Annotated in this window: 15 protein-coding genes; 10 read left to right on the forward strand and 5 right to left on the reverse strand. The window is 28.8% G+C overall.

Annotated elements, in window-relative coordinates; genetic code table 11:
* Together Q0881_RS16445 and Q0881_RS16450 are read right to left on the reverse strand one after the other, a co-directional pair.
* Positions 1–348, reverse strand: a complete 348-nt coding sequence (locus tag Q0881_RS16445; RefSeq protein WP_299162669.1) for a hypothetical protein — start codon at positions 346–348, stop codon at positions 1–3.
* Between the two features lie 152 nt (positions 349–500).
* Complete coding sequence (locus Q0881_RS16450; RefSeq protein WP_299162671.1) at positions 501–866, reverse strand: MotA/TolQ/ExbB proton channel family protein; 366 nt, start codon at positions 864–866, stop codon at positions 501–503.
* A 628-nt stretch (positions 867–1,494) separates the two neighbouring features.
* Here Q0881_RS16450 and Q0881_RS16455 point away from each other — a divergent pair.
* The 7 genes from Q0881_RS16455 to Q0881_RS16485 are packed head-to-tail and all read left to right on the forward strand — an operon-like array spanning position 1,495 to position 7,347.
* On the forward strand, positions 1,495–2,139 hold the full coding sequence (locus tag Q0881_RS16455; protein ID WP_299162674.1) for a histidine kinase: 645 nt from the start codon (positions 1,495–1,497) through the stop codon (positions 2,137–2,139).
* Positions 2,132–2,842: a LytTR family DNA-binding domain-containing protein gene (locus Q0881_RS16460; RefSeq protein WP_299162676.1), complete on the forward strand. Its 711-nt coding sequence runs from the start codon at positions 2,132–2,134 to the stop codon at positions 2,840–2,842. Before Q0881_RS16455 ends, Q0881_RS16460 begins: the two co-directional genes overlap by 8 nt.
* A gap of 34 nt (positions 2,843–2,876) precedes the next feature.
* Positions 2,877–3,956: a diphosphomevalonate decarboxylase gene (locus Q0881_RS16465; protein ID WP_299162679.1), complete on the forward strand. Its 1,080-nt coding sequence runs from the start codon at positions 2,877–2,879 to the stop codon at positions 3,954–3,956.
* A gap of 19 nt (positions 3,957–3,975) precedes the next feature.
* Entirely contained in the window at positions 3,976–4,470 is a 495-nt protein-coding gene (locus tag Q0881_RS16470) for a hypothetical protein (RefSeq protein WP_299162682.1), read from the forward strand.
* Positions 4,471–4,523: 53 nt separating this feature from the next.
* The gene (locus tag Q0881_RS16475; protein WP_299162685.1) at positions 4,524–5,450 is read left to right on the forward strand and encodes a mevalonate kinase; all 927 of its coding nucleotides are present in this window, start codon (positions 4,524–4,526) and stop codon (positions 5,448–5,450) included.
* A gap of 9 nt (positions 5,451–5,459) precedes the next feature.
* Positions 5,460–6,380, forward strand: a complete 921-nt coding sequence (locus Q0881_RS16480) for a geranylgeranylglycerol-phosphate geranylgeranyltransferase (RefSeq protein ID WP_299162688.1) — start codon at positions 5,460–5,462, stop codon at positions 6,378–6,380.
* Positions 6,381–6,426: 46 nt separating this feature from the next.
* Positions 6,427–7,347 (forward strand): pseudouridine synthase, encoded by a 921-nt coding sequence (locus tag Q0881_RS16485; protein WP_299162691.1) that lies wholly within the window; start codon positions 6,427–6,429, stop codon positions 7,345–7,347.
* Positions 7,348–7,382: 35 nt separating this feature from the next.
* Here the strand turns inward: Q0881_RS16485 and Q0881_RS16490 are convergent, their stop codons facing one another.
* The 3 genes from Q0881_RS16490 to Q0881_RS16500 are packed head-to-tail and all read right to left on the reverse strand — an operon-like array spanning position 7,383 to position 10,512.
* Positions 7,383–7,754: a heavy-metal-associated domain-containing protein gene (locus Q0881_RS16490; RefSeq protein WP_299162693.1), complete on the reverse strand. Its 372-nt coding sequence runs from the start codon at positions 7,752–7,754 to the stop codon at positions 7,383–7,385.
* A 44-nt stretch (positions 7,755–7,798) separates the two neighbouring features.
* Positions 7,799–10,045: a TonB-dependent receptor gene (locus tag Q0881_RS16495; protein ID WP_299162696.1), complete on the reverse strand. Its 2,247-nt coding sequence runs from the start codon at positions 10,043–10,045 to the stop codon at positions 7,799–7,801.
* A 56-nt stretch (positions 10,046–10,101) separates the two neighbouring features.
* Positions 10,102–10,512 carry a hypothetical protein gene (locus Q0881_RS16500; protein ID WP_299162698.1) on the reverse strand — a complete coding sequence of 137 codons (411 nt, stop codon included), beginning with the start codon at positions 10,510–10,512 and terminating at the stop codon, positions 10,102–10,104.
* 109 nt (positions 10,513–10,621) lie between these two features.
* Here Q0881_RS16500 and Q0881_RS16505 point away from each other — a divergent pair, with 109 nt between their 5' ends.
* The 3 genes from Q0881_RS16505 to purH all read left to right on the forward strand — a co-directional run bounded on the left by Q0881_RS16505 (position 10,622) and on the right by purH (position 12,961).
* Positions 10,622–11,074: a GAF domain-containing protein gene (locus Q0881_RS16505; protein WP_299162701.1), complete on the forward strand. Its 453-nt coding sequence runs from the start codon at positions 10,622–10,624 to the stop codon at positions 11,072–11,074.
* An 81-nt stretch (positions 11,075–11,155) separates the two neighbouring features.
* Positions 11,156–11,281: a hypothetical protein gene (locus Q0881_RS16510; RefSeq protein ID WP_299162704.1), complete on the forward strand. Its 126-nt coding sequence runs from the start codon at positions 11,156–11,158 to the stop codon at positions 11,279–11,281.
* Between the two features lie 147 nt (positions 11,282–11,428).
* Complete coding sequence (purH, locus tag Q0881_RS16515; protein WP_299162707.1) at positions 11,429–12,961, forward strand: bifunctional phosphoribosylaminoimidazolecarboxamide formyltransferase/IMP cyclohydrolase; 1,533 nt, start codon at positions 11,429–11,431, stop codon at positions 12,959–12,961.
* Positions 12,962–12,986: the final 25 nt, after the last annotated feature.

The following is a 12,986-nucleotide window of genomic DNA, read 5'->3' on the forward strand; positions in this document are numbered from 1 at the left end:
TTATTTTTTCACAGGTATTGGAGTACTTAATAATTTTATAATCATTCCTATTGCCACTCCTAATGTTGGGGTGATTAGCATATTTGCGAGCCCTCCAAAAAGCAGGTGATTAGCAATTCCTTCTGCTTGAGAAACAAAATAAAAACTATGTAAAAGACCTAATAATAATGAAAAAACAGCGATTAGCAAACTCCAATTAATTAGTTTTTTTATTTTTAAATTGTATTGTCCCTGGACTTCTTTTTGTCGTAATTTCTTGAAAAAATAAACAATTGCTATAATTAAAAAAGTGTATAAAATCATAACAAATTTTAGATCTCCATTTGCTAAAAAATCTAATAAAGGCATTCTCATATATATAAATATTATAATTAATAGTTTTTAATCATTGGTTTAAATCAGTTTTTAATAATCTCTGTGTTTCAGTAAAAAAAGAGCATAGAAATGCTGTAAAAAGAATACTTTTTTTCATGAAGAGATTTTTATATTAAAAAACGAGATTATTTCTTTTTAAATAGAAGTGCTATAATTCCTAATCTAGCAATTAAGAAAACAAACATTCCAAAAATAGGATTTAATAAAGCAATTTTTATTCCAGTAGCTAAAATATTTGGAGACATATCACTAAAAGCTTCTATGCTATCAAAAGCAGTAACCAAACCAATCATCTGCCCTAAAAACCCCCAAACCAAAGCAAACAAACCTACATGACCAATTAACTTTGTAAACCTACCATCATCCCCTTTTATAAAAGCATATATAATAAGAGCTATACATAATAATAACATTAATAAAAGTGGATACATAAAAACAGGACCTCCTTCTTGTAACCTATTAGATAATTGTCCAAAAAACAAAAAAATCATATTAAAAATTTTAAAAGTTAAACATACCTCAAAAGTATATTTACATTAATCTAGATTATTTTTATTTCGACATTTGCATGCAAAAACAATACAAATAACCAATTTAACTCAAGTTTTTACAATAGATGTTAAAATGGTAATATGCCGACAATTTAATGGATTTCATCTCTTGAATCATAAAATATTCTTTGAAAAATTAGATATTGCAGTATATATGAAAAAATTATTTTTTTTACTTCGTATAATTCCTCAGGTTTTAATCCATTTATTATTTTGGATTGGTGTTTATTTTTTCTACAATTATTTTTTAGGCTACGGAACAAAAAACACCACATATATTAACCGTTTTTCTTTATTTCTTCTGCCAGTTACTATTTGTGTTAGCTATTTTTTTCTTTATTTTTTAATCCCAAAATTTCTTTTAAAGAAAAAACAAGGTCTTTTTATTTTATACACTATTTATACTTTTATAATATCTTCTTTTTTTATAACCCTTTCTGTATTATACGGATTAGTTTTTTTACTAGGTTTAACAACTAACAATATTTCCCCTCTTACTAAAACACTCCCCTTTATCGTTTTAGGTGTCTATTTTATTATTTTAATAGTTATCATGCTTGGTATGGTTATGCATAACTATAAATCAACATTAAAAAATGAAGATTTAAAAAACAAATTTTTACAAACTCAATTACAGCTAAAAGAACAAGAATTGAAGTTTTTAAAAACGCAGATTCACCCTCATTTTCTATTCAATACTTTAAATACCCTCTATGGATTTGCTCTTAAAAAATCGGATTCAGCTCCCGATATGATTCTAAAACTCTCAAATTTATTAGATTATATTTTATACCAAGTAGACAAACCTTCTGTATTATTAACCAATGAAATTCAACACATAGATAATTATATAGTTTTAGAAAAAATGCGATTCCAAGATAGTTTAGATATCCTCTTTACTAAAGAGCTTAATCAAAAAAAAATAGAAATACCTCCAATGTTACTATTACCTTTTGTAGAAAATGCATTTAAACATGGAATACAAATTGATGGTGTTTTAAAAATAAAAGCTACTTTAACAACAACAAGCAATTTTATAGAGTTCAACATACAAAACACATCAAAAGAAACTTCCAACTCAAAAAAAGGGATTGGTTTAGAAAACATTAAAAAACGTCTAGAAATGTTATTTAAAAGGCATTACTCTTTAAAAATAACTCAACAAAACAACAACTTTGAGGTTAACCTTAAAATCCCATTAAATCATGTCTAAAAAAATAACTTGTGTAATAGTTGACGATGAACCGATGGCTAGAGAGATAATAGCTTCTTTTGTTGTAAAAACTCCTACTTTAAAACTTCTAACAACTTGCAAAAATGCCACAGAAGCCATTCGTTTTATTCAAGAAAACGAAGTGGGTTTATTTTTTTTAGATATTAACATGCCTGAAATAACAGGACTAAGCTTAGCAAAAATAATAGGTGAAAAATCAAAAATAATTTTTACTACTGCTTATCGAGATTATGCTGTTGATGGTTTTAATTTAAATGTAGTAGACTACCTCTTAAAACCTATTCCTTTTGAGCGTTTTTTTGAAGCAGTACAAAAAGTGGTTCCAACACAAACAAAACGCATTATTGTTGATACTAAAAATCCTATTAAAAAAGAGTTCATGTTTGTTCGTTCAGATAGAAAAATGTTTAAAATAAATTTTGACGATATTTTTTACATAGAAAGCTTAGGTGATTATGTTAAAGTTTTTCTAGAGAAAACTATAATTGTAACAAGGGAAACTATGAACAACATTGAGATTAAACTTCCTCAAAACAACTTTGTTCGAATTCATAGATCTTATATGGTTTCGCTAAGTAAAATTTCTTCTTACACAAACGAGTTTATTGAGGTACACAAAAAAGCTTTACCTATTAGTAGAGGCTATAAAGAAAGCACTTTACAAAAATTAGCAGAAGTGTAAGCGAAATTCTATCTTTACAGCAAAATTTCACACTTTGAATACAGCAGAATTTAAATTTCAATCTTCTAATAAATCAGTACAAAATTTATCCGTTACATGGCAAACACCAAGCAATATTGCCTTAGTTAAATATTGGGGTAAGAGTGATCCGCAAATACCAAAAAATGCTTCTATAAGTTTTACCTTAAACAATTGCCATACTACAACTACAATTGAATTTTCTAAAATAGCAAAAAATGAGAATGCTCAATTCGAATTGTTTTTTGAAGGTAAAAAGAAAGATGATTTTAAACCTAAAATAGCTAATTTTTTTGAAAGAATTCAAGAATATTGCTCTTATATATTAGAATATAACATGGTTATTTCTTCTGAAAACTCTTTCCCTCATAGTAGTGGTATTGCTTCTTCTGCAAGTGGTATGTCAGCCATAGCCATGTGTTTAATGAGTTTAGAAAAACAATTAAGCCCAAACATAACAGAATCCTTTATTAATAAAAAGGCTTCTTTTTTAGCTAGACTAGGTTCTGGTAGTGCTAGTAGAAGTATTGAAGGTCCATTAGTTGTTTGGGGGAAACATGCAAAAATAGAAGATAGCTCGGATTTATTTGGTGTAAAATTCCCATATAAAGCACATCCTATTTTTGAAAATTATTGTGACACAATTTTATTAGTAGACAAAGGAGAAAAACAAGTAAGTTCTACAGTAGGCCATAATTTAATGTACAACCATCCTTATGCAGAACAACGCTTTTTACAAGCAAATAATAATTTGGAAAAATTAACAGAAATACTTCAAAACGGAGATATTAAAAATTTTATAAATTTAGTAGAGAGCGAAGCATTAACATTACATGCCATGATGCTTACTAGTAACCCTTATTTTATTTTAATGAAACCAAACACTTTAGAGGTTATAAATAAAATATGGGAATACCGTAATGAAAACGATAGCAATATCTGTTTTACACTAGATGCTGGGGCTAATGTACATGTCCTTTACCCTAACTCAGAAAAGACTGACATTGAACTATTTATTAAGAATGATTTAGCAAATTACTGCCAAAAAAATCAGTATATTTGTGATAGTGTGGGATTGGGAGCAAAACCACAATAACCTTAAATTCCTTGAAATTATGAAAACTTCAACATTAATATTAGTTATGTTTATCGGTTTTTTAACTTCATCAGTAACTGGTCAAGAAACTATCTGGTTTGATAAAAACTGGCAAGAAACTTCTAAAGAGAATCATGAATTTTACAGACCAGCTCCAAAGAAAATTAAAAATGGCTTTTGGATTGTAGATTATTACAAAAACGGTCAAATACAAATGGAAGGTTATAGCACAGTTAACAAACCTGATGGCGAAGTGTTTGATGGTTTAGTTATATATTACCATGCTAACGGGAAACCTTTTCATAAAGCAAACTATAAAGATGGCAAGCTTGATGGTGTCCGTAAAGTCTTTTACGAATCTGGCGAGTTAAAAGAACAAGGAAAATACAATGATGGTAAAAGACAAGGCGTTTGGAAAACTTTTTACAAAAATGGTAAGATAGAAACCAAAGGAAAATATAGAGATAATGAAAAAGTTGGTGTTTGGAAGACTTTTTATAAAAATGTATACTAGTTTGTAAACTAACACATTTACTTGTACTTTTGCCCTGTAACTAAAAAAAATATATGAAAGGACCTTTATTTTACGCAAAAATATTACTCTTTGGTGAGTATGGAATTATAAAAGACTCTAAAGGCTTGGCTATTCCTTTTAACTCATATAAAGGTGCCTTGAAATCCGCTAATAATTTAACCGGTGAAGCCAGTAAGTCAAATGAAAGTTTAGCTAAATTTTCTCGTTATTTGACTGACTTAAATTCAAATATAGTTTCTTTTGATTTAGTTTCTTTAAAAAATGATATCGATAACGGAATGTATTTCGATTCATCAATCCCACAAGGATATGGCGTAGGAAGTTCTGGAGCTTTAGTTGCATCTATTTATGACAAATACGCTAATAATAAAATTACAGTTTTAGAGAATTTAACTCGTAATAAATTATTAGTATTAAAACAAATTTTTTCTTTAATGGAATCTTTTTTCCATGGAAAAAGTTCTGGTTTAGACCCTTTAAATTCATATCTAAGTTTACCAATATTAATTAACTCTAAAGAAAATATTGAGCCGGCTGGTATTCCATCTCAAAAAGAAGGAAAAGGAGCAGTCTTCTTACTAGATTCAGAGCAAATTGGGGAAACTGAGCCAATGGTAAACATCTTCATGAATAAAATGAAAAATGAAGGGTTTCGTAAAATGTTAAGCGAAGAATTTTCTCTTCATACTGATGCTTGTATTGATGATTTTTTACAAGGAAATATAAAATCTTTATTTGGTAACGTAAAAAAATTATCGAAAGTTGTTTTAATGAACTTCAAACCTATGATTCCTACTGCTTTTCATAAAGTTTGGGAAAAAGGTATACAAACTAACGATTATTATTTAAAGCTTTGTGGCTCTGGAGGAGGAGGCTACATCTTAGGCTTTACTGAAGATTATCAAAAAGCAAAAACTAGCCTAAAAGATTATAAATTAGAGTTAGTATATCGTTTTTAAAATAGTAAAATGAGTAGTATATTAAAAACAAATACATTTTTGTTAAAACTATTCAGTCTTCTATCTGTAATTAGGGGATACAATATATTAGTATTAATAGCAGCCCAATATTTGGCTGCTATTTTTATTTTTTCAGATCAAAAAGCAATAAAGCCAGTACTTTTAGATTGGCACTTACTTTATTTGGTAATTGCAACTGTTTCTGTAGTTGCTTCGGGTTACATTATCAATAACTTTTACGATAAAAAGGCCGATAGAATTAATCGCCCAATAAAAACTGGATTAGATTCCTATGTTAAACAAGAAACCAAATTATCTTTATATTTCTTCTTAAACTTTGTTGGTTTTGTTTTTGGTTGGTTAGTATCTTGGAGAGCTGCTCTTTTTTTTGCAGTATATATTTTCGGAATTTGGTTTTACTCTCATAAGCTTAAAAAACATCCTTTTATAGGTTTAATTAGTGTTACTATCTTAACTATTCTTCCGTTTTTTGTGATTTTTATACATTATAAAAATTTTTCAAAAGTTATATTCATACATGCTATATTTCTTTTTTTAATTATTATGATTCGTGAATTAATTAAAGATTTAGAAAACATAAAAGGTGCAATAGCTAATAATTATAATACGTTCCCTGTTAAATACGGCGAAAAAAATACTAAAAAGCTTATTATTTTATTAATGCTTTTAACTTTAATTCCCATTGGAATTTTATTCAACTATCCAGCTATTGAGTACATGAAATACTATTTCTACTTAGCTGCACTCACTTTGTTTTTCATTGGGTTTTACACATGGAAAGCGACCAAAACAAATCAATACCGCCTATTACACAACATTTTAAAAATGCTTTTATTAGTCGGTGTATTTAGCTTATTGTTTATAGACAAGTCTTTAATACTAGATAAAGTCGTTGAAGTTTTAGATTAAAAATCAAATAATTAACGTACATTTGCCCACTTTTTAAAAATTAAGTATGAACTCAAAAAACTCGTCGAGAGGACGACAAGCTGATCGTAACAGCAATCCTCAAGAAAAAAAATCATTTAGATCTGATAAACCTCAGAAAAACAGTAATTCTTCAGACAAAAAAAGGTTTGCAACTAGTTCTTCTGATAACAAGAAACAGTTTAAAAGAGATTTTAAAAAATCTCAACCTAATAAACCAGTTCAGAAAAAAACTGAAGACACTGGTATTCGTTTAAACAAATTTATTTCTAATTCTGGTATTTGTTCACGTAGAGAAGCTGATACGTATATTGAACACGGTAGTGTTTCAGTAAATGAAAAACTAGTTACCGAAATGGGATATAAAGTTCAACCTGGTGATCAAGTTCGTTTTGATGGAACTTTAATTTCTATAGAAAAAAAACGTTATGTTTTATTAAACAAGCCTAAAAACTATATTACTACCATGGAAGATGATCGTGGTCGTAAAACGGTAATGGAAATTGTTGCTCATGCTACAAAAGAACGCATATACCCTGTAGGAAGACTAGATAGAAATACTACTGGTTTATTATTATTTACAAACGATGGTGAATTAGCAAAAAAACTAACACATCCAAAACACAACGTACGTAAATTATACCACGCTTCTTTAGATAAAAAATTAACTTTATCTGATTTAGACAAATTACGTGGTGACGTAATTATTGAAGGAAAAAAAGTTTTTATTGATGCCGTTTCTTATGTTGAAGGAGAAAGAAAAACTGAAGTAGGTATTGAAATTCACTCTGGAAGAAATAGAATTGTTCGTAAGATTTTTGAAAATTTCGGATACACTGTAACAAAATTAGACAGAGTTGTCTTTGCTGGCATGACAAAAAAGAACTTACCTCGTGGTAGATGGAGAGAATTGACAGAACAAGAAGTAAATACTTTACAAATGATATAAAAAAAATCCCGAGTTTTAAACTCGGGATTTTTTTATTATTTCTTTTCTGCTTTATGATCTTCTTGTATTTCTTCATCTCGATACTTACAACAAGGGTGTAAATTGTCATAAGCTTCCTTAGGAGCTTTCATTGCTTTAGTGTCGTGTCCCACATTTGCCATTTTTTGCTGAATTGCCTTTACGCTTGTTTTACGCTCATCAATAATTAATTTTAGCTCATGTGTTTTCACATTCCATTGGGCAAATTTTACTCCTTTAGTGTTTAACGCTGCCTTTTCTATTCTTTTTTTACACATCATACAAACCCCATCTACATCTAAAGATACTTTTGCATTTTTCTTTTTTTTCTGAGCTTGTGCTGAAAAACCAATCAACAACAAACCAATTATAAATATTATTTTTCTCATGTTTTCTTCATTTATTATTTTATAACTCTACTATTTATTTTCTATTAATCAATCTTAAATCGTAACCCTGTATAAAAATTACTTCCAAATATTGGTGCATATACAATTGTTGTATCAAAACTCGAACCAAATGGGTTATTACTTTCTAGTATAGGATTTTTCTGTTTATAATTCGTAATGTTCTCTGCCCCTGCATATATTTCAAATTTCTTTGAAAACACTTTTGTTATCTGCGCATTTAATAAATTATAGCTCTCAGAATATTTTTGCAATTGATATTGAACTGGGTTAGATTGTGTATTAGGTAATCGTTGTTCTCCAATCCAATTATACGTTATATCAAACTTCCAATGCGCATCATTTTCTTTTTTAGGAGTTTCATACGATACATTACCGAAAAAACGATGCTTTGCTTGTAAAGCTTTATCTAAATTACCAGATTTATAATCTGTAGTAACATCATAAAACTTATATGAAAATCGCATATTAAAGAAAGGTATAATGTTTTGATTTACCTCTATTTGAAAACTGTTCGCTATACTTTTTCCATTTAAATTATAAAATGAAATTTCTTGTGGGTTTTCCCAATCTACAACTACTTGATTAGAGAAATTTGTTTGATAAAAATCAAAAGTAACGTCTCCCTTTTTTCCAAAAAGCTTATATCCTTGTAAAAATGAAACACCATAATTCCATGCTTCTTCAGGGCTTAATCCATAAATTTTCCCACCAGCATCATCAATATTAATTTGTCTTGATGAAGCAAAAAATTGTTGATTCTCCGCAAAAATATTAGCACTTCTCTTACCTTTCCCTATTGACGTTCTTAAAACTCCTTTTTCCCAAGGCACGTATCTAATATGCAAACGTGGTGTAACAAAAGTTCCTAATAAATTATGAGTGTCTATCCTTAAACCAGCAGTAACACTGAAATCTTCAGAATTATCATAGGCATATTCAAAAAAAGCTCCTAAAGAATTTTCTTTACGATCAAAGTTTTGAGCTATAGAAACATTTACAAACTCATTATACTTATCGTATGTAAAATTAAGACCTGTTTTAAACTTGTTTCTAGTGTCTCCAATAATTGAATTGAAGATAAAATTACTATAAAAACTTTGATGCTCAATATTATAATCTCTCAACCCAAAATACGACTCTTGCTTATGATTACTATAGGCTGCTTGAAACCCCATACTTTGAAATGGTAAGTCTGGGAAAACATATCCTATTTTAGCAGAGCCATCAAATCTTTTGGTTTTTATCTCGCTTCCCCAAATAGTATTTGAACCTTTATGAATAGTGGGATTAAAATTTATCTGCCCTACCTGTTTTTCATCACTTAAATATCTAAAATTAATAAAACTTACCCAACCTTTTTCAGCATCTGTATATTGCCATCGGTTCATTATATTAACTTGTTCCGCTAATGGATTATCTAAAAAGCCATCTTTATTTTTATCAAATTTTTCTCCTCTATAATTTCCATGAACATACAATCCTGTTTGCCATTTATCATTCAGTTTTTGATTAAAATGTGTATTCAACTCTAATCTACCACCAACAGACCCATAGGCATTCACAAAAAATTTATGATTTGTATATGGCTTTACTAATTCTGCGTTAATTTGTCCAGAAATACTTTCATAACCATTTACAACACTACCTGCGCCTTTTGTTATTTGAATACTTTCTACCCAAGTACCTGGTGTAAAAGAAAGACCAAATGCCTGAGAAGCACCTCTAATTGACGGTATATTCTCCTGAGTTATTAATAAATATGGACTTTCCAAACCTAACATTTGAATTTGCTTGGTTCCAGTTAAAGCATCTGAGAAATTCACATCAATTGACGGATTCGTTTCAAAACTTTCAGACAGATTACAACAAGCAGCTTTTAATAACTCTGCACTATTAATGGTTACTAAGTTTTGAGTTTGCAAATACGATCTTTGAGTCGCACTCTTTTTAGCCTTTACAGAAACCTCTTCTAAGGCATTATTTTCATTTAAAAAATGACGTATAGGCTTTAAACTACTAACAGTTATTGTATCTGTTTTATAACCAACAAAGCTAATAATAAGCTTTTTATATTCTTTTTTATAAGGTATTACGAACTCACCTTGTTCATTGGTAGTTGCACCTACATTTGTATTTAGCCAGTATACACTAGCTCCATAAATACCTAAATTATCTTTAACATTATTATCTTTAACTATCCCTTTAATTTTTTCTTGAGAAAAAGTTACAGCTGTTATCAATAATAAAATACTAAGTATATTATTTTTCATTATTTATATCATACTAAATTCTACAATTCTTATTTCTTCTAAAAAGAATTGTAAAATCAAATGATAAAAACTTCGTGAAGCACCTGTATATCAGAAATTAAATCAGGTGGTGAATAATATTGATGAGGGTTAAATTGTTTTTCTACATTTTGAAAAAGCAATTTATATGATATATTAAAGGCTACAAATAATTTAACCTTTTTAAAGTCTATTTTTTCAGAAGAAACTTTTTGAATTTCATCTTGACCTTCAATTTGGTCAACTTCATTTTTACAACATTTCTTTTTCTTAAGATTACTATCACAATCGTCCTTAGTTAATCCGTTACAAGAATCAGCTTCACCAAGATAAGAGACGTCAACTAAAAAATCGCCACAATAATGCTTATCTACTGTAAAAGAAAAAGTAGAAAACAATACTAAAAAAGCTAATATTGTAGAAAATATTTTAGAAATTATTTGTTTCATCGACTGCAAATATACAAAAAATGAAAATTGTGTTTTTTATAACAGTTGTTAAATCTATTTTTGTAAGCTCTAATGCTTTATTACGAACTAGGTATTAAATTTATGAATAATGAACTTACAAGAATTAAAAAATAATATTGATAAAATAACTGATAGCAATTCAGATAAAGAATTAAAGCTACAGCAAATATGCGATTATTTAGCTTCAGAAATTTCTTTATATGACTGGGTTGGATTTTACTTTAAAAACGGAGATAAAGACGAATTAAAGTTAGCTCAATTTAACGGGGAACCTACAGATCATATTATTATCCCGTTTGGAAAAGGAATTTGCGGTCAAGTAGCCGTAAGTAATGAGAATTTTGTTGTGCAAGATGTTAGTGAACAAGACAATTATATTTCTTGTGGATGGAAAGTAAAATCTGAAATTGTAATTCCAATTTTTGTAAACAACGAAAATATTGGTCAAATAGACATTGATTCTCACACAGTTAATGCTTTTTCTAAAAAAGATGAAGAATTATTAGAGTACACTTGTAAAAAAGTTGCTAGTTTTTTATAATTTTTACGTAATCATTTGATTATTAGGATTTTTTTTCTTTTATTTGAAAAGTTTTATTAATCCCACATAATCCCCTTAATTATGAGCACTAAAGAATATCCTTCTTATGCTGCATTAGGTAATGCTAATGCTCAAGCAAAATCTCAACAATCTTTAATCGAAAAATTCACAGTATGGTTTCGTGATTTCTTAGAAAACGCGGAATAAAACAATACTTTTTTCACACTTTGTTGTATAAAATACCACCAAAATTCTAGTAATTTTGGTGGTATTTTTCTTTAATAGTCTTCTAAAATAATTATTGCGTAACCCTTACTGTTTTAGTAGCTTTGTTCGCTTAACAACACAACAACAATGAACAATACAAAAACTATTAAATCTGCCCTAATTTCTGTATTTCACAAAGACGGATTAGAGCCTATTGTAAAAAAACTTAATGACTTAGGTGTAATTATTTATTCTACTGGAGGAACAGAAAAATTCATCAAAGATTTAGGTATTAATGTAGTACCAGTTGAAGAAGTAACTTCTTATCCATCAATTTTAGGAGGTCGTGTAAAAACGCTACACCCAAAAGTATTTGGAGGAATTTTAAATAGACAAGATCATGATGGTGATATTGCTGAAATGCAAGAATTTAATATTCCTCAATTAGATTTAGTAATTGTAGATTTATATCCTTTTGAAAAAACAGTAGCTTCAGGAGCTTCTGAGCAAGATATTATTGAAAAAATTGATATTGGTGGAATTTCTTTAATACGCGCAGCAGCAAAAAACTTTAAAGACACTGTAATTGTTTCTTCAATGGAACAATACGATGCGTTTTTAAATATAATTTCAGAAAACAATGGAGAAACTTCTATTGCTGATAGAAAAAAGTTTGCAGCTAAGGCTTTCAATATCTCATCTCATTACGACACTGCTATCTTTAATTACTTTAATGCTGACCATGAAGAAGAAGTCTTAAAAATTAGTGAAACTAACGGAAAAATATTACGCTATGGAGAAAACCCACATCAAAAAGGTTTCTTCTTTGGTGATTTAGAAGCTATGTTTGATAAACTACATGGCAAAGAATTAAGTTACAATAATTTGCTTGATGTAGATGCCGCTGTAAATTTAATGAATGAATTTAGTGGAGAGGCTCCTACGTTTGCTATATTAAAGCACAACAATGCTTGTGGATTTGCCCAAAGAGAAACAATTTACCAAGCTTATGTAGATGCTTTAGCCGGAGATCCTGTTTCTGCGTTTGGTGGAATTTTAATTTCAAACTCAAATATTGATAAAGCAACAGCTGAAGAAATTCATAAATTATTCTGTGAAGTTGTAATTGCACCATCTTTTGATGATGATGCTTTAGAAATTTTAAAAGGAAAAAAGAACAGAGTTTTACTAATTCAAAAAGAAGTAGCATTACCTAAAACTACTGTACGAACTTGTTTAAATGGTGCTTTAGTTCAAGACAAAGACTATAAAACTGATAAATTAGAAGATCTATCATATCCAACGAACAATAAACCAGACAATAATGAGTTAGATGATTTATTATTTGCATCTAAGTTATGTAAGAATACAAAGTCTAATACTATTATTTTAGTAAAAGACAAACAATTATTAGCTGGAGGAACTGGACAAACAAGTAGAGTTGACGCTCTTAAACAAGCCATTGAAAAAGCAAGTAGTTTTAATTTTGATTTGAACGGAGCTGTAATGGCTAGTGATGCTTTTTTCCCTTTTCCAGATTGTGTTGAAATAGCATATAATGCGGGAATAAAAAGTGTAATTCAACCTGGTGGTTCTATTAAAGATCAATTAAGTATTGATTTCTGTAATAACAATGAAGTTTCAATGGTTTTTACAGGAACTAGACATTTTAAACATTAATAATTTTTAGATGTAAATACATTAC

Source organism: uncultured Tenacibaculum sp. (genome assembly GCF_947494125.1).
Classification (GTDB): domain Bacteria; phylum Bacteroidota; class Bacteroidia; order Flavobacteriales; family Flavobacteriaceae; genus Polaribacter.